Source organism: Gilliamella sp. Nev5-1 (assembly GCF_001690895.1).
GTDB lineage: Bacteria > Pseudomonadota > Gammaproteobacteria > Enterobacterales > Orbaceae > Gilliamella > Gilliamella apicola_C.
The window spans coordinates 21,475-39,597 of sequence record NZ_LZHO01000028.1 but is presented as its reverse complement, the minus strand read 5'-3'; the positions used below and the strand labels follow the sequence as shown (position 1 = coordinate 39,597).

The 18,123-nt window shown below is 35.7% G+C and carries 13 protein-coding genes; 1 reads left to right on the top strand and 12 read right to left on the bottom strand.

The window, feature by feature from the left end:
• Positions 1–9: 9 nt before the first annotated feature.
• From A9G41_RS04420 to yejK, 9 genes are all read right to left on the bottom strand, one after another.
• On the bottom strand, positions 10–2,256 hold the full coding sequence (locus A9G41_RS04420) for a hypothetical protein (RefSeq protein WP_075539377.1): 2,247 nt from the start codon (positions 2,254–2,256) through the stop codon (positions 10–12).
• The gene (locus A9G41_RS04415; RefSeq protein ID WP_075539376.1) at positions 2,256–3,428 is read right to left on the bottom strand and encodes a VWA domain-containing protein; all 1,173 of its coding nucleotides are present in this window, start codon (positions 3,426–3,428) and stop codon (positions 2,256–2,258) included. The genes A9G41_RS04420 and A9G41_RS04415 overlap by 1 nt, the downstream gene beginning before the upstream one ends.
• 9 nt (positions 3,429–3,437) lie before the next feature.
• A complete protein-coding gene (locus tag A9G41_RS04410) occupies positions 3,438–6,053 on the bottom strand; it encodes a DUF5682 family protein (RefSeq protein ID WP_082259616.1) in 2,616 nt (871 codons plus the stop codon).
• A gap of 16 nt (positions 6,054–6,069) precedes the next feature.
• Positions 6,070–7,185 carry an ATP-binding protein gene (locus A9G41_RS04405; RefSeq protein ID WP_141675235.1) on the bottom strand — a complete coding sequence of 372 codons (1,116 nt, stop codon included), beginning with the start codon at positions 7,183–7,185 and terminating at the stop codon, positions 6,070–6,072.
• Positions 7,161–10,859 carry a DUF4132 domain-containing protein gene (locus tag A9G41_RS04400; RefSeq protein WP_179854678.1) on the bottom strand — a complete coding sequence of 1,233 codons (3,699 nt, stop codon included), beginning with the start codon at positions 10,857–10,859 and terminating at the stop codon, positions 7,161–7,163. The genes A9G41_RS04405 and A9G41_RS04400 overlap by 25 nt, the downstream gene beginning before the upstream one ends.
• Positions 10,860–11,057: 198 nt before the next feature.
• Positions 11,058–11,522 carry a hypothetical protein gene (locus tag A9G41_RS04395; protein WP_065582751.1) on the bottom strand — a complete coding sequence of 155 codons (465 nt, stop codon included), beginning with the start codon at positions 11,520–11,522 and terminating at the stop codon, positions 11,058–11,060.
• Positions 11,523–11,705: 183 nt separating this feature from the next.
• Positions 11,706–12,749: a hypothetical protein gene (locus tag A9G41_RS04390; RefSeq protein ID WP_075539373.1), complete on the bottom strand. Its 1,044-nt coding sequence runs from the start codon at positions 12,747–12,749 to the stop codon at positions 11,706–11,708.
• Entirely contained in the window at positions 12,746–13,591 is an 846-nt protein-coding gene (gene nfo / locus A9G41_RS04385; protein WP_075539372.1) for a deoxyribonuclease IV, read from the bottom strand. Before nfo ends, A9G41_RS04390 begins: the two co-directional genes overlap by 4 nt.
• A gap of 31 nt (positions 13,592–13,622) precedes the next feature.
• Positions 13,623–14,627 carry a nucleoid-associated protein YejK gene (gene yejK / locus A9G41_RS04380; protein WP_065582748.1) on the bottom strand — a complete coding sequence of 335 codons (1,005 nt, stop codon included), beginning with the start codon at positions 14,625–14,627 and terminating at the stop codon, positions 13,623–13,625.
• A gap of 390 nt (positions 14,628–15,017) precedes the next feature.
• On the opposite strand from yejK, the gene A9G41_RS04375 reads away from it, so the two are divergent.
• Positions 15,018–16,403: an MATE family efflux transporter gene (locus A9G41_RS04375; protein ID WP_065588804.1), complete on the top strand. Its 1,386-nt coding sequence runs from the start codon at positions 15,018–15,020 to the stop codon at positions 16,401–16,403.
• A gap of 98 nt (positions 16,404–16,501) precedes the next feature.
• On the opposite strand, the gene A9G41_RS04370 is transcribed toward A9G41_RS04375, so the two are convergent.
• The 3 genes from A9G41_RS04370 to A9G41_RS14505 all read right to left on the bottom strand — a co-directional run bounded on the left by A9G41_RS04370 (position 16,502) and on the right by A9G41_RS14505 (position 17,950).
• Positions 16,502–17,194, bottom strand: a complete 693-nt coding sequence (locus A9G41_RS04370; RefSeq protein WP_065652835.1) for a tetratricopeptide repeat protein — start codon at positions 17,192–17,194, stop codon at positions 16,502–16,504.
• A gap of 157 nt (positions 17,195–17,351) precedes the next feature.
• Complete coding sequence (locus A9G41_RS14215; RefSeq protein ID WP_176700874.1) at positions 17,352–17,498, bottom strand: hypothetical protein; 147 nt, start codon at positions 17,496–17,498, stop codon at positions 17,352–17,354.
• A 173-nt stretch (positions 17,499–17,671) separates the two neighbouring features.
• Positions 17,672–17,950 (bottom strand): DMT family transporter, encoded by a 279-nt coding sequence (locus tag A9G41_RS14505; RefSeq protein WP_218057784.1) that lies wholly within the window; start codon positions 17,948–17,950, stop codon positions 17,672–17,674.
• Positions 17,951–18,123 lie beyond the last annotated feature (173 nt).

Genomic DNA, 18,123 nt, shown 5'->3' with positions numbered 1-18,123 from the left:
AGTTTTAAGCTAACAATTCGGCTTAATAAGTTGTATAGGTAATTGATAATGCATTTTTTTTAATAGATAACATAAATAAACCGCTTGTAATAGATGCGTTATCGAGATGAGTTGATTGCTAAGGATTTTGTTTAACACTAAACTTAATGAGTTTAATCCTAAAGTATCACAATCATGTTGAATCGCTTTCAATTGCTGTTTTTGATCGATGAATAATTCAAGTCGTCCCGAACAAGCCACACTTTCAAGTATTGTTAATAGTGGCTGAATAATAAAAGTTGAAAGCGAATCTTTAGTGTAATTATTTTCGCTTAACTGCATTTTTCGCATTGTATAAGTATTTGAGAGAAACATGTGTTCGACCACTGCGGTTTTTCTTCGGCACCAAGAATCTTCAAAATCAAAATTTAAGGTTTTTATTTCATTTGTTTTTTGTGCTTTATAAAGTAAAGCGAAAGGTTCTAAATCTAAAAAACTCTCGTTTTTTACGACTTTCACTAATATGGTTAAAGGCTGATTTTGTGTTTCTAGAAAACTGCGTAAAACCTCAATGCGTGATTTTCTATATTCATCCCAAAACAGCCGTAAAAATAACTGGTTTTTCTCGGCATCTTTTACGCACCAAACTAAACTTTGCCTAATTTCATCAAAATACGGTTTATCGTTATTTTGTATATGAACAAATACTACCTCATTAAAAAGAACGTCATGCAAATGGCTATTTTGCAAATAACCATTTAATACTGACCAATTTTGGAAGCCTGTAGTTGCTTTAAATTTAAGATAATTTTCATCATTCCACCCGTTTTGTTGTAACGTAGCGGTCGAACCACTACTGGCTAACTCGCCATTTTGGGATATACGAGGGCGATGAAGTGTTATGGCTTTTTGCATTAACCTATCAGGGGATGTTTGCCATATCGACATACTGTTCCAAATTGTTACACGGTTAAAATTGATATTATTTTTATCAGATCTGGCTAATGTCGTTTCTTGGTATTGTTGTTGTTTTATATCCCAAAAGTAAAATGTCGCACCAACGGCTCCTGTTCTACTTTGCCACCAACGTCCCCCTAATGGTAATAAGTCAAGTGCTTGCTCTGTTGTTTTATATTGGCGCGTTATCTTACCTCGCAATTTGCTAAGCGGTTCACCTTGATTATGTAATAGCATTTCGGTATAAGCTTTTATCTGCCCCAAAAACAGTAAAATATCTTGTTCTTCAACGGTAAAATGGCGGTTAGCCAGTAACTCAACCAATTGACATAGTTGCCTAAGCATTGCCGCCAACCGCGGTAAATTTTGTGTTTTGGCTGATATATTGAATAATTGTAAATGCGATAGTTGATTATGACTAATATGAGATAAGCCTTGATAAATAAGCTTATAAATATATGTTTGAATCTGTTTTATGAGGGTAATTTCTTCAAGTGAAAGTAGTTGAGTCTCATTTTTTATCTGATCTACGGCTACTGGCCATTGCCATGCTTGATTATTTTGTTCAAAAAGATAAGCAATAATGGCTAAATGCACGGCCATTTTTTGTTTTATGGGAAGTGCTGAGATCATCCCATCAAAACCTGTTCCTGCTATATAAATAATAGGTTCAGAACTTTCAGGTACCGTAATACGTAGTTGCGATTGTTGCGATTGTTGGTATTGAATTGTCAGTAAATTATTTTTTTGCCAATTGCATACAAGTTCATAAGCCGTCAGTGTGTTCGCTTTACCTGCTTTTTTTAAAAGCTTGCTGGCATCTAATGATAATAATTCAGTTAACACGTTAGTTAAAGGCGTGATTGGCTTAATCTGATCTTGTTTAGCCTGATTATTAACTTTATTCAAATCATCTAATGGCGTTAATGGTTTTATTGGGCTTCTATCATCTCGTTTAGTGCAATGAGAGGGAGTTTCTTCTGGTACTGAGTTATTTGCTGAGTTATTTGCTAAACTATTTGCTGAACCATTCGCTAAACCATGCTCCGAATTATGCGCTTGCAACCATAAAACAGCCGATATGATATGCTTACAATGCCCATGCGCTGGGCAACTGCAACTAGCGGCTTGAATCCCTTGTGCAGGCAAACAAACTTGTTGTCCATCAGCATTGAATTGCAAAATATTATTATTTTCTTGCTGAATAAATTCAATTTTATTTGCCTCAATATCTTTACGAGCGCGGCGAATTAAACCAATGTTAGCATAAAGCGCTAAAGCGTCTTGATCATAATTTAAATAAATTTGCTGCCAACTCATTACATAACCTCCGCTAACCAAGTAGCAAAATGTTCAGGCGTTAATGCAGCAATTTGCATACCTCGATTAGCTAATTGCTGTGAGATTTGCAAATCATAAACCGGCTCGGCATTGTCGTCTAATGCGGCTAATCCTAACATTTTAATGCGGTTACTATTCATCCTTGACACGGTGGTATAAAGTTCAATGAGTGATCCCCCTTCGCAAAAATCACTAACCAATACCATAATAGTTCGATGCGGGGTTTTGACTTTTTGTTCAGCATAATTAAGCACTTTTGCAATGTTTGTTCCGCCACCTAACTGAACGCTCATAAGCACTTCAACAGGATCGTGAGCTAAATGAGTAAGATCAACAATTTGCGTGTCAAAAACAAACAAGTGCAAATTAATTGTAGGTAATTTCGCCAAAATACTTGCACAAACCGCAGAATAGATAATTGAGTTATTCATTGATGCACTTTGATCAACACATAAAATAATATCCCAAGGTAAATGCCTATTCATTCGCGAGTTGAAAATGACATTTTCAATCATCAGTCGCTGGTTGTTTTGATCAAAATGTTTTAAGTTGGCTTTCATTGTAGCTCGCCAATCGAAGTTTTGGCTACAACGTATTTGGGAAGGTCGAAATCGATGTTTTTTACCGCTTATCGCATTAATAAAATTGGGTTTAATTTTTTGTAAGATCTGATCAACAACCCTTTGAATCAATTCTTTTACTGCCAAATAAACCTCTTTTTTTAATTGCCCCCGAAAATTCATTAATAAATGCAGCGAATTCATATTGGGTTCTAACGCATTAATAACGCTAGGATCGTTTAAGAACTCGTGTAATTGATAACGTTCTATTGCCTGCTGTTGCATTCGTTCAAAAGTGCTTTTAGGAAATAGTTTTCGCGTTTTATTTAACCAATTAATGGTGTTAAACACAGAATGATGATTGCTACCGCCCTTCCCTTTGTGCTTTGTGTGATCTTGTTCATCCACGTTTAACCCTCGTTGACGGTATTCATGCCGATAAAGGAAATCCAGTGATTGTTCTAACCTAAGATCATTTTTATCGAATGCTATTTGATTAAGGTGATGATCAGCATATTTACCTAAAATCAACCGCCATCGTTTAATATGATTAACGATTTGCGTGTCGATTATTGGTTTATTATTATTCATGTTTATACCTTACCGTTTAAACCAATCTTGGAGTTGTTGTTGGTTAATATACTGGCAAATAGCAAATTCTAAAGCGAGTGTTTTTTGTAAGTCGTCATCACTAAATTTATATTGTTCAAAGTCCATGCTCTGCTTTTTAATATGATATTTTTTAGCAATTTTTTCAGCAATTGTCGCATTTTGTTTCGGCGTCAGCTTTGCGAAGGCATATCGTAAATCAGGCAGTATTTGTATAAATTTTTCTTGCTCCCATTGTGCCAACAATTCATCAAGGCTCATTAACAATTGCGACGATTGAATAAGTAATTCTGGTAAACATTGAATCAAGCCAGTTAAATAACTACTTACCTGTTCATATTGAGCACCTAAATCAAAAGCAATTTTTATTTTTTCATCAAGTTCTGATTGGCTAATTTGCGAATCTAGGTAGCAGAGACTATCAATGGCACCACGAATTAGTGGCGCTTGGGTTAATAAAGGCTGTAAACGTTGTAAATTAAAATAAAAATCCTGCTTAAGCTTTTTCGAGTTAAGTTGCTCAGGTAAATTATTGAGTAGATCTCTAAGTGATAATAATGTATTGAAATTTTCTTGCTGTTGTTGCTCATCTGATTGCTTTAATGTATCTAGTAAGAAAAAAGCTTGCCTTGGTACTTTAGCTAATAAAGCTAACAAAGTGGCACTATCATTAAGCGCTAAAAAATCACGCCCCTGCCACAAATAAAGTAATCGATGCCCACAATCAACTAATGATGACAACGTATTATCCGTATCTAAGTATTTTGATAGCTTTGTCAATAACGTTGTAAAATAGGATGGAAATCCCATTAAAGCCGCTTTTAGCATAATTTGAACAACAAGTTGGCAAGGTTGGGTTATGCCATCTTCGGCTAATGACTTCATCAATAGATGTAGTTTTTGTAAAGCGATATGTTCTAACCGAGTGCCTTGTTGTGATAGTTCAATTAACTTGGCTTCAACCATTGGTGTCCATTGGTATTGCCAATCTTCAAACATGATGGTTAACCGTGTTCCATACTGGTAATTGGGACCATCAAGACGCTGGGCAAAGCCAACATCTAAAAAAGCCAGCAGATGTAAAAAACGGCTCCGTTGCCGATGTTCAGGTTTACGGTAAATATCAATATGTGCAATTTTAGGTAATGTATCGTCTAATTTAAAACGATACTTTTTGAGCATTGCGTAAACCTCATTGACTAACGGCGGTGAAGCAATGTTACTTGGGATTTTGCCAAATTGGTCGCCCGATAAAGTACGATGAATTATTTGCCAAAATTCTCCACGCACATCATGAATGCTACCCTTGATAAAGGCTGACTGTATACCATCAAGTAAATCATATCGTCCTGGACCACAATGCCCTCGTAACTCGGCTAATAAATAGGTTTGTTCAATCGCAGATTTTAAGGGTACTAAGCCAATTTCATTATTGGCGCCATTATCAACACTTTGCTGTTTTCGTAATTGCTGCACAATATTTGATAAAAATTGCAAGGCTTGTGCTTGTCGGTGATCTTGTGTGGTTTGTGATTGATTTTGTTCATAATTTTGTTCATAAGTTAGCATTGACTGCCACACTTCTTGATAATAAGCAGGAGAAGGCATACCGGCAAAATAGCCGTTTAATGCATCAAGGCGCTCAAAACTATAACGAATAAGCCAAGTTCGATCACCATCATTTTTATTTTGCCATTGTTTCGCCTCGCGCTGTTGATTTACTTTATTAATTTTTGCTTTGTTGGGTACAATGAGTTTTGCGTTCGCCAATCCCTCATACAGCGCTAAAGTGTGAAATCCCCCTGTGACAACAACAATTTTTGCCTCTGGCATGGACTGTTTTAATTGCCTAATTGCCGTTATCATATGCTGTTCTCGTTGGCTAGAGCCTTCTAATTCAAGCGATGAAGCAGTATATTCTAACCTTGCCATGGCACACCAAATGAAAGTATCTTCAAAAAAAGTGCGCCAGTTAGCAATATCAGCAAAATCACGTAATTCAAACAAATGTTCCCAAACTTCATCATGATCACGACAGTGTAATTTTCTAGCTAATTGCGTAATATATTCACTGTGTTTCAAATAGGTTTCACATAACAATGATGCATCATGCTTTGGCATCATTTCTTGAACAGCTTGCTCAGCCCAAGGTAGATCAATAAATTGAATATTGGCATGGTATTTTTTTGCCAATTGCATTGCTTGCCATTCAGGTGAATAACTACAAAATGGGTAAAATGCGGTGCGCGTAATCAATTCCGTTGCTGATAGCAATTCATTATCGTTATCTTTTTCGTTATCTTGCTCGTTACCTATCGCCTGTTCTTCATTATTTAGGTATTTTGCTATTTGGATATCAGCTTGACAAAGTATGGCTATAGGTGGCTCAGTTTCGTGATGTAATAATTCATCGAGTATGGATGAAAAGCTCGCAGGCGCTTCAATTAAAACATGGGTAGGTTTAATTTGGTTAATCAGTTGCCTAACAGCATAGCTACAAGCAGGACTATGATGACGCACAGGCGCAAAATAGATCTGCTGTTGTTGCAAGGCTTCTTTACCTATTAAAGCATGTTGTAGGCGTTGTGGTAATTGTGATCGGCTCATTATCATTATTGATTAATTATTTCCAAAAATGTTTAGATACCTGATAAAACGAGTGCCATTGCGATGAATGTTTAGCCCGTTCACGCACCACATTATCCATATAAAATTGAATTCGTTTGATATCGTCAGCATTATCTTTTAAAACAACACCTATCAGTTGTTTGGCAATCTGCCCCCCATTTAGTGTGCCATCACCAAAATAATAAGCATCTAATGCTGAAGCATACACAATATTCACAGCTTCAGCCGTTGACATCACGGCATCAGGCACTTTAAGGTGAGTGCCATTTTGCGTTTGCCCTTGTCTTAGCTCTTGAAATGTGGTCACTAGCAGTTCAATGACATCAATAGGGACAATGACTTGTGATTTTAATTCGCCTAATTCCTGATTAAGTTGTGTTTGAATTAATTCTATTTCGAAATTTTTATCTGTAATAGGATTAACCGTTTCAAAATTAAAGCGACGTTTTAATGCAGCCGACATTTCGTGCACACCACGATCGTGCAAGTTTGCCGTAGCGATAAGATTAAATCCAGGCTTAGCACTCATTTTTACACTTTGCCCCATTTCAGGGATCATCATTTGCTTTTCAGACATTAATGATACCAGTACATCTTGAATTTCGGGTGGGCAACGCGTGATCTCTTCAAAACGAACAATTTTACCTTGTTGCATACCATGGTAAATAGGCGAGCCGATTAATGCGCGCTCTGTTGGTCCTTCAGCTAATAGTAAAGCGTAATTCCAAGCATATCGGATATGATCTTCACTGGTACCAGCCGTACCTTGAATAGTAAGATTTGAATCACCACTAATCGCTGCCGCTAGCAATTCAGACAACATCGATTTAGCGGTTCCCGGCTTACCGACTAACATCAAACCTTGTTTACCAAGTAAAGAAACAATTGCCCGATCGACCAGTGGATCATCACCAAAAAATTTACGACTAATGCCTAGCTCTTTATTACCTAAAATAAATTGCCGTACTAATTTGGGTGATAAGTTCCAACCTTGAGGTTTATTGTTTGCATTATCTAATTCAAGTAGCGTATTTAGCTCATCAGCATAACGTTGTTCAGCACTTAAACGAATAGCTTGTGCGTTTTTTACCATAATAGCTTCTGCTCCCATTTTGGATCAAAACCACTGCTGGCCTTAGCAACAGCCATATAATCAGCATAGCCTTCTGCAAGCAAGACGGGTGGCACTTGCTTAAGTTCAATTGCTCGGTGTTTTAAACCGGGTTTTTTACTAAAATACAGGTTAAAAAGTGCCACAGGAACATTTTCTTCAGGTACCATACTGCCGCTAAATTCAATATTGATATACAGATTAAGGCCAACAAAATATTTATAGTAGCCATAAAAACAACCTGCGTCTTCAACAGCATCACGTTTATAGCCCAATTTTGTTAAAATGCCACGTAGGGTAAAGCTATCAGTTAACCAGCCAAAGCATTCATTGATAATATTATTTTCAACTTTACTCACATCGGGTAATGAGTGTGTAAACTGCTCAAATAGTTGCGTGACTTTGTAGTCTTTAAGATGATGTTGCCATGCTTTTATGTTATCACTTGATAGCAATGCCGAATGTGCAACAGCGATTTTATTTACTTGATTTAATGAAATTTCATCATCGTCTGTAGTAATTAAGCTACCATCTTCGGTTGGCCTGAAGCTATTTACAATTTGCCCTTTGTCATCTAATTCAAGCCAAATTAAACGTTGAATAAGCCTTCCCACAATTGGATGTGGTTGCAAGTATTTTTGCCAATCCTCAACTCGCCAATGGCGCTGTGCGCACATGGCTTCATAAAAACGGGTCATTTGCATATTGAGTAATTGCGTTAGCTCTTTTTTACTGTTAGTAAACTGTTTTTTAGCTTCTTTCACTAACGTTACATCTTCACTTTTACGTGCTTCAGGTAACGCTTTAATTTCATCACCATCTGAATTTTTTAAATGCCATTTAAATTTATCATCGAAACTCGCCGTAAAAATTCGTTCGCCATAATCGAGCGTTAACACCCCATTATCATCTAACCCTGCGGTAGAAATGGTGCGATCAGCGAGTTCATCGGTCGTCCAACCATTACGCTTCGCAATATTTTCCACCAATAATCGTGCTTTTTCTTGTATCGATGCGGTACGATAACGGCGTGCAAGCGATAAGAGGAGTTGCGTAATAAGTGGATCATCACTATTTGCAAGTGGTTCAAGCATGGCCTCAATTTGTGCTCGTCGTTGTTGATGATCTTTCATATAGTTACGTACTAGTGAAACCGCAACACGACCTTCAATACCACGAGTTAATGCTAATAGACCTTTTGCTTTAATGGCCGATCCAAGATAGACGGCAAGTGTTTCATTTTTTATATTTTCAAATACTTGTTCAAAAGTGATATTGGCATAACTTGGGTAATATTGAGGATATTGTTGATACCACTTGATACATTGTTGTAAGCGCTTATCCGCCAATAAATTGGCTTGTGTCTCAGCCTCTTCCACTGTTGGTCTACGAGTATCTTGTTTGATAAAACTTTGTAAAATAAATTCGCCTAATAGTTGTTGGCTTGACAAACTTAATAAACGGCTATAAATGCCTAATAATGGGTTAGCGGGTTCTTTCAACTTGACAGCTAACCATACCCACCATTGCACAATTTGCGGTTCGACATCTTCTCCATTTTGCCAAGTTAATGATGGTATTAGCGTTACATCAAACCAATCAAAATCAGTAGGTTTTTTACCCTTTAAGCCTTTTTGTGCATCAGCTAATAGTTTTTTAGTGGTTAATTGCTGGCTAATATCTTCACCAATTTTTTCAAGCGCAATTAATAATGACGCTTGTACGGTTTCACGCTTTTCTTTTTGTAAAGCCTCATTTAACGCTTTAATCGAAGATTTTTGCCCTAACTGTGCAAGCCAATTAGCTGCCGCAATACGTACTTCTTGTTTAGCCGATGATAACGCCTGCTCCACTTGGTTGTGAATATTTGGTATTACACTTAAAGCATCTTGCGCTGTATAGCGTATTTGTTTGCTTTCTTCCAAGGCTAATTCACATAGATAAGAAACATACTTAGCAGGCAAAGTTGGAAAAGTTTGTAATATTTTTATAGCGCTCGCTTTATCTATATTGATATACGACCAGATTTCGTTGGCTGGGGCAAATCCCAACGCCTCATCAAGCAAAAATTCATGTTCGGCAAAAAATGGCCATAATTTGTTTGGCTCATTTTCATAGATCTCATGATAAGTGTCTGTGGTTAAAAATGGCAAAGCAATAGCATAGAGAGAACGTTCAGGATCATCAAGTTTTGCTAATACATAGGCTATCTGCCTAAGATCAAAGTCTTTTAAAAATTCGTTTTTTTCATATAATTGTTGAAAATAATAAATGCCAGAATACTTATCAGCCAATCTAGCCGCACGCAAAAAATGAAAAAGTGTACATTCAGGTAAATTTTGTAGCCTATTTTTAGCCAATACAAATGACGTACTGAAGCTATTATCTATTTTTTTAAATAATGCCGAAAGTTCAATTTTACCATTTAAATAGTGATATATATCATCCAAATCTTTCGATGTGACCGCTTTTAAGGCTTTATATGTTTCTGCTTCTGTCGTCCAATTTGTTAAATATTTTTTATTATATTCAGCCTCTTTTTGCGCTGCTTTTTCACATTCTATCAAATATTCTTCATAATTTTGTTGCAAAATATCTCGAGCATTGATTGGTAAATCAATATTTTGTATTGGCTCGAAATCAGCAATGACCAACGTTGCTTGTTGTTCAACGGCATTGGCACTTTCAAGCCGAGACAGTGCACTTTCAATTGTCGTAATAACGGTTTTATTTGTTTCGCTAGCTAAGGCTTGTTGTAAAATTGTCGGATCAGATGACATTCTAGCTTGCAATGTCGCAGCACTGCTACGTTGTTTAACGGTACCTGAGGTTAATAACCGTTGTAAATGTGGTTGTACTATTTCGCGTGGAGAGCTAAGTAGCATTTCCGTTGCTAGCTGGCTAACTTGTTTTGAGCTATTTAATGACTGTACAGTAATAAAGTCAATCATCATTGTGTGGAGCTCAGGATGTTGTTGGATATATTTTAATTGCTCAACTTGCCCTAATACCGCCATACCTTGCTCGGGTAATTGTTTGAAAATCTCGATATGCTCAATAATATAAGGTAATAAATCATTAATTATAAAGAAATTTCTGAAATAACTCTGATAGTTAATTGAAATATTTTGACGATCAAAAATAGCCATTAGTAACTTCTGGCTTGATTCTGGCTCTTGAGCATCAAGCAATTGCTGTAATTGTTTAATTGACCAATTTTGTCGTTGATCCTCGTTAATACAATCTGTCATTGTGGTAATCAAACCATCATATAGCAGATATAAAAACCAAGATGGTACCTGTGAAGTAATGAGTTTAATAAAGTGTAAATTGCTACAAACTGAGGCTAAAACTCGGGCAAAACGGGTTATCTGTTCATTAGAATACTCATCAGTCCAACGTTGGTAAAAAGCTATTCTTGCATCTTCCGATGAATTCGCTTTGTCATCAAGGCTAATGATATACAAATCACAAGGTCTTCTAAGTAATTCATAAAGATTTTTCGTCGAGTTTGAAGATTGGCTTAACTGATTTAAATCAACCAACACATTTGGGTCTTCACCATATAAAATATATTGAGTAATACGTTCTGGCATGGCTTTATTCAATTGCTTTACAGGTTCAAATATGGCGGTAATTAGTTGTTGTGATGATAATTGATTTATTTTATTCATAGTTCTTTCTCCATCCATTCTGGATTCAATCTGTCTAAAGCGTTCGCAACGGCTATATAATCCGCATAACCTTCAGCAAATTAAAAAGGTAAAGAAAATTTCGTTAAAAATATCTGCGATATATCGCTTTGCCTTTTGCTCGCTTGGTATTATTCTGGCTAATAAGTCAGTAAATTGTCGCAAATCTGCTTACTGGAGTTATTCCTCTTTTTCAAAAAGTAAATCTAAATTATGGGTAATTTGCATATTTGTTTCAATATAATATGCCCGTAATAAATGCTGTACATGGCATTCTGGTAATTTTTGGAGACATTCTCGGTACAACGTAAGTAATAGTAGATTGTTTTGGCAAATAAATTGATTATTATTGTTTAGATCTAAACTGGCTTCTTTTTCAGCGCCATTTAAATAAGCAAAAACATCATCAAGAGTATCTGATGTCCATGCTTTTAATTTTGCATTACGTTCATGAGCATAATGATAATTTCTGCTCCAAATCGCATTATCATCAGCTTCGTTTTTTGCTTTTGCGGCTAACATGACTAATTGCTGCGCATAATTTTGTTGCATAGTCTGCCTGAAACTAGCTGGTAAAGGGCTTTCTTCAATTGGGTAATAAGGTGGACTATTAAGCTCTGTTAATGGCAATACTGATTGATTCAAATCGCTATTCCTTATTTTAACTAATTTGTTATTTATATACTTATTGTAGCTATACTAAAAATAGATAATCTTTTTAAAAAGAATCCTACATAAAATTTACTCTATTAACATCTTCTTCTAATATCTTCTTCCTCTCAAGAACGAGATTTTACGGTTTTTCAGATAAAAATAATTTATCGGATATCAGTGCCGAGCATCACACCTTGGGACAAAATAGTCGTGCAATGGGTGCATAAATTGAAAAACAGGAGTACAAGCAAACGATGATGATTTAAAACCAAATACAACAGGTGGTTCATTCTTTAAAATTTTACCTGTCCATTGATATATAGGCTCATCTTTGCTATTTAAGTTATTTAACGGGTAAAACATGTCGCCTTCCATTATACCGTCAATCACATTCGTTATTATATTGGAGTCAGAGTCTAATATAATTAAATGTCTTGCGATGATTTCACCACTATGGAAAAGTGCACTTTCATTTTTTATTGTATAATTTTTTATAAAAAAACGAAAACTATTTGCTTGAGCCAAATAACTATCCACTTTTTTTAAATCTTTCAAGTCGCCATCAAATGCTAAAGAGGTAATGTCATCATTTTCATCAAGAACAGGAGAATCCTTTTCATCAATTTTGTTCCAAAATAAAGGCGTTAAGGGCTTTTGAACAAAAGGATTTTCTTTACCAATATAAACAAGATTGCTATATGAATAATCTTTCAATCCTTTTGAATCTAATTTAAAACCAAACATATAATCAGATAAATGGAAAGGACCATCATCTGCGTCTTTATAAGGATTAACAATAGCTAAAACTTTTAAGCTATTAATAGGAAATGATTTTAAATAATTTTGATCATAATCATAAATAAAAACAGTATCGTCTTCAGATATCCCCACTTCAGAAAAGAACTTAGCTCGATACGAATCAGTTAATAAATATTCTTTCTTTTTATAATTTTTTCTTTTGCCTTCTGGAATCAAAAAAACACTTTCCTTATTTTCTTCATCATATAACTTAATATCATCAGATAATGAAACAAACATAAAGTTAGGATCATCTTTAATATAATCAATAGGTGCTAGTGAATATACTCGAATATCCTTCCGATAACCACTACCATCAAACTCTATCAAAGTGTTGTTTTCAAGGTTTTTTGCATAATTATAAAAACTAGGCATAGCTAAAGTAAAAATACAAAAAAAGTAGAATACTTTTTTTATCATAAGTTCACTTGCTCCTTTAACCAAGCAATTTCTTGTGCCCAAATATCCGGATCAATGGTTTCTAATATAAGCGGAATTTCATCAATTCTTGGATCTTGCATGATATATTTAAATGCCTCTTCACCAATATTACCTTTGCCTAAGCTATGATGGCGATCAACATGGCTGGCAAATTCACTTTTGGCATCATTTAAATGCATAGCTCGCAAATATTTGAAACCAACAATTTTTTCAAATTCGGCAAAGGTTTCTTGGCAAGCTTTTTCAGTACGGAGATCATAACCTGCGGCAAAAGCATGGCAAGTATCAATACAAACCCCCACTCGTTTTTTGTCTTCAACTTGATCAATAATTTGCGCTAAATGTTCAAATTTATAGCCTAAGTTAGATCCTTGCCCCGCAGTATTTTCAATAACAGCAACCACATTTTGTGTTTTATCAAGCGTGATATTAATCGATTCGGCAATGCGCGATAAACATTCATCAACCGAAATCTGTTTTAAGTCACTACCTGGGTGAAAATTAAGTAATGTCAGTCCTAGCTGTTCGCACCGTTGCATTTCGTCTAAAAAGGCAGTGCGAGATTTTTCGAGCTGTTCTCGATCTGGATGGCCTAAATTAATTAAGTAACTATCGTGCGGTAAGATCTGTTTGCTAGTAAAGCCATACCTTTCGCAACGTTTTTTGAAGCTGTCGATGATTGTGGGCTCAAGCGGTTTGGCGTGCCATTGTCGTTGATTTTTGGTAAATAGCGCAAATGCGGTTGCGCCAATTTGATAGGCGTTAATTGGGGCATTGTCTACCCCACCTGCTGCACTTACATGTGCACCAATGTATTTCATGTTGTGTCCTAATAACGTTGTTGGTTGATAATTAGTTGGAACCGCTATTGCGTTGTAGCTGATCACGTAAATTAGGTGGAACCCCTTTAATCACTAGAGAGTCAGTTTGCGGATCCCACTTAATGCGCTCCCCTAATAAATTCGAATCGAAGCTTAATGTTAATCCCCCACCACTACCTGAGAATTTTTTAAGCTGACGCAGTGCACTGCGATCAACGGGAAAGGTTTCTTCTAAATCATATTCACTATTTTTAATAAATTCAATAAAGTTATTGTCAACACTGGCTGGTAGTTCGTTGGCCAAATTTTTCAGTTCAATTTCTTCGCCTGCTTGTAATTGGGCTTGACAGTAGTTATAAACGTTTTCGCGCGCGCTGGTTTTGTCTTGTTTGTCAAATTGCATTTCTTGACAGTAATCATCAACCGCTTTGACCAGCGTTTTATTTTGCGCTTTTGCATCTAATCCCTCACTTGCACCTAAATAGTCCATAAAAAAGTCAGATACTTTTCGCCCTACTCGTCCTTTTAAAAAAGTTAAGTACCGTTTTGAGTCAGCTTCGGTTTCCCACTCGGTAATGTCAACTCGAGCAATAATGTCAGCATGAGCGATATCTAGGTATTGCGTTTCGCTAATATCTAAGTCTTCATTAACTAGCATACTTAAACAGCTGTTTAATACCGCAATAATCAGGTATTCAACCGCTAAATAGCGATACTGACAAAATACGACCGTGCCCCCTTCAGCAAAAGGATATTTAGCCAGTTCATTACGCAGTTGTTTGGTTGATTCCTGACTAAAATGTAAAAAGTCTTGATTACCAAGACGTAACTCTTTTAGCGATTGCTCAAACAAGCTGTCGCTATTAAATAGCCCATAAGCTTTGCTTTTGTTGTTATAAATACGGTTGATATCTTCAATTAGATTAACAACCGCCTGCTCATTACTTAGCATTGAATCACGAAGTTGCAGTTCGATTTCTGTATCACTTTTTCTAATTAATTTATGCAGTATGATCTTTTCTATCTGTACGCTCATTGGTGAGGTTCCTATTGGATCGCAATAATCATTAAGAGCGTTATTTTATCAAAGCGTTGAAAAAGTGCTATTAACAATTTACCAGTCTGTTAAACTAGCACAGTCAAATTGCATCAAATAGATACTCAAATGCATCATTACCTAAAATTTTTTGACAAGATTTAACCGCCATAATGGCAATGAATATATTAGGGTAGTTGCTATAGACCACTGTCAGTAATAATTAAAAATAAGTAAAAATAACAAACCGCGTTTATTATTTTGGTAATATAACCAACAAACTGGCATGAATAAATCATAACGAATTTCAATAATGATTATATTCTTTTAACTCAAACACATAGTTATCTGTAACTTCTGTACATATTTAACAGCAGGAAATTAAAAGCAATGGCTCACTCTCTTGATGTTTATAACGATTTTAAAAATAAAAAAATTAGTGCATTATTTTGGCAATATGCACTGCCCGCCGTAATTGGAGCGATTGTCAATACGCTTTATAACATTATTGACGGCATTTTTATTGGTCACTGGATTGGCCGTGAAGCATTAAGCGGTGCTGGTATTATTTTGCCAGTTATGAACCTAGCTGCAGGCATTGGTATGCTAGTAGGTATTGGTTCTGCTAGTCGAATTTCGATTTTTTTAGGTCGTGGCGAGAATGAGAAAGCCGAAAAAGTCGCAGGTACCTCGTTTATGCTAACCGCAGTGCTGAGTGGCATTACGCTTTCGTTATTGCTCTATTTTGTTGATCCTGTGTTGCACTTTGTGGGTTCAAGCCCAGAGAATCATGTCTATGCCCGAGAGTTTTTAACGATTTTTTTACCCGGCAGTATCTTTTTAACGCTTACCTTTAACTACAATAATATGATGCGAGCGAGCGGTTACCCCTTTAAAGCGATGGTCACCATGTTTGTTAGCGTAATTGCCAATATCATTTTGGCGCCAATTTTTATTATTGGTTTAGGTTGGGGCATGCGCGGAGCAGCTTTTGCAACAACACTATCGATGATGATTAGCTTTGTATTTGTTATGCAACACTTTTTAAATAAGAATAGTAATATCAAACTTTATCGTCGTAATTTTAAGCTGGACTTTTCAATTGCTAAATCAGTGATATCAATCGGTTTGTCGCCTTTTTCAATGCAAGTAGCAACATCAATTGTTGTGGTGTTTATTAACTGGCAACTTAACCGCTATGCGCCACTTGCAGATATATCTGGTGATGATTCGATTGCGGCTTATTCGAATGCTAACCGGCTTATTACTTTAGTGATTATGATTGTTATTGGTATCAATCAAGGTATGCAACCTATTATTGGTTATAATTATGGTGCTAAAAATTATGATCGCGTTAAAAAAACTTTTTTTTATGCTGTTAAAGTGGCTACAGTGGTGACTTCGCTCGGTTTTATGTTAGGATTTTTTATTCCAGATATGTTAGTACGAGCTTTTAGTTCGGAGGAAGATTTAGTGCAACTTTCGGCTATTGCTTTACAATTTACTACACTGTCTTTTGTTTTTGTTGGCTTTCAAATGGTGACAACCAGCTTTTTCCAATGTATTGGTATGGCAAAAATTTCTATTTTGCTCAGCCTTTCAAGGCAGATCCTCATCTTATTGCCAACACTCTATATTTTGCCATTATTCTTTGGGCTTAATGGCGTTTGGGCTTCATCACCCATCGCGGATTTATTATCTGCTGGTATCGCTTTGACTGTACTTGTTTGGTATTTTAAATCAATCAGAACAAGAATCCACACAGCAGCTAATTAGAATTATTTTAATATAACATTAACAAAAGGGGGAGTAGTTCATTTCCCCCTTTTTGCGTTTAATCGAGTTTTATTGGTATTGCAGGTTAAAAGTACGCTTTAGTTACAAAGTGGATGATTAACTCCGTTTTTACACGCTTTTTCAATCCATTCCATGGCTTTTTTATGATCTTTTTTTACAACTTGACCATTTTCATACATGACACCCAAATTAAATTGTGCTTGTGGCACACCTTGTATAGCGGCTTTTTCGAGCCATTCTTTTGCTGTAACTATATCTTTTTTTACACCCTCGCCTTGTAAGTACATAATAGCTAAATTATATTGCGCATTGGCAAGACCTTGTTTCGCAGATTTTTCAAATAGTTCTCTGGCTTTAGACACATCTTTTTCTACTCCTCGCCCTTCACTGTATAAGATACCTAAATTATATTGAGCGTAATCATCATTTTGAGCGGCTGCTTTTTCGTACCACTCTTTTGCTTTCACATAATCTTGCTCAACACCCGTACCATAATCGTAATAAACACCTAAATTAGATTGAGCACTCGCATAACCTTGAGCAGCTGATTTTTCATACCATTCTCTTGCTTTAGCATAGTCTTGTTCAACTCCTTCGCCGCGATCATATCGAACACCCAAATCATACTGCGCTTTTGCATCATTTTTTTCGGTTGCCATTTTCATCACTTCATCAAATGGTAAGTCTTTTAGCGAAGTTTTATCAGTATCAGCATTAGCAAAACCAGCTAAAAGTATAAATAGTAAGCCTGTAGTTAATAGTTTTTTCATTATTCTTTCCTCTTATTGTAATATCTATTATATTGTTGGGGTTGATGTTTTAATTCATCAAAATAATTATAATTTAACAAATATCAATAATATATGTTTTTATTGATGCGTAAACCAAAATTAAGACTTCATAAGCTTTATTGCATTTAACCTAATTTTATTGGGCTTTTGCATTATTGGCGTCAGTAGCTAATTTAATGGCATCATCAATCGGTAAGTTTTTTAGTGAGGTATTATTGGTGTCAGCATTGACAAAACCAGCTAAAAATAGAATTAGTAACCCTTTGATTAATAATTTTTTCAAACTTTTATCTTTCATCATAATATTGGCATATTTATATTACCATTGTGTTTTTTTAATTTAAATTTTATCAATACCCGTTTAACTTAAAAATAAGTAGAGAATATTTTTTAACGATAAGTAATAAAAAATGAGAAGTGTAATGCCTTGCTTGCATATCCTTGTTTTTTGATAACTTACTTGTTTATATCAATCGTTATTAAAGCAAGACAAATAAGAATAAAGAAAATACCGATACACCCCATTAAAGGCAATGTTTCGCCTACTACCAAAATTGCTAAAACTGCCGCTATTACAGGCTCAAGCAGAGTGATAGTTGTTGCGGTACTAGCGGATATTTTTGATAAGCCAAATCCATAACAAAGATATCCTACAAACATAGGGACTAATGCCATATAGACACAAACTGTCATATTCGTTAATGAATCACATACACCAAAACCAGTTAGCACCATGATGGGTATTAATAATACGCCTCCACAACCAAAAGTTGCCCCATGGCTGGCTTAGTTGATATTTCTTTCAACATTAACTAAAACTGATGCACTGGCCATGAGTATAAAGCATAAGTAAATACAGCAACCAAACCAAGTAAAACACCAAAGATGATATGATTACTTTGAACGCT

Coding starts and splice junctions, on each gene's coding strand:
- A9G41_RS14505 (WP_218057784.1), bottom strand. CDS start 17,950: ATGGTGCTAACTGGTTTTGGTGTATGTGATTCATTAACGAATATGACA.
- yejK (WP_065582748.1), bottom strand. CDS start 14,627: ATGAGCGTACAGATAGAAAAGATCATACTGCATAAATTAATTAGAAAA.
- A9G41_RS04370 (WP_065652835.1), bottom strand. CDS start 17,194: ATGAAAAAACTATTAACTACAGGCTTACTATTTATACTTTTAGCTGGT.
- A9G41_RS04415 (WP_075539376.1), bottom strand. CDS start 3,428: ATGAATAATAATAAACCAATAATCGACACGCAAATCGTTAATCATATT.
- A9G41_RS04390 (WP_075539373.1), bottom strand. CDS start 12,749: ATGATAAAAAAAGTATTCTACTTTTTTTGTATTTTTACTTTAGCTATG.
- A9G41_RS04400 (WP_179854678.1), bottom strand. CDS start 10,859: ATGAATAAAATAAATCAATTATCATCACAACAACTAATTACCGCCATA.
- nfo (WP_075539372.1), bottom strand. CDS start 13,591: ATGAAATACATTGGTGCACATGTAAGTGCAGCAGGTGGGGTAGACAAT.
- A9G41_RS04405 (WP_141675235.1), bottom strand. CDS start 7,185: ATGGGAGCAGAAGCTATTATGGTAAAAAACGCACAAGCTATTCGTTTA.
- A9G41_RS04420 (WP_075539377.1), bottom strand. CDS start 2,256: ATGAGTTGGCAGCAAATTTATTTAAATTATGATCAAGACGCTTTAGCG.
- A9G41_RS04410 (WP_082259616.1), bottom strand. CDS start 6,053: ATGAGCCGATCACAATTACCACAACGCCTACAACATGCTTTAATAGGT.
- A9G41_RS04375 (WP_065588804.1), top strand. CDS start 15,018: ATGGCTCACTCTCTTGATGTTTATAACGATTTTAAAAATAAAAAAATT.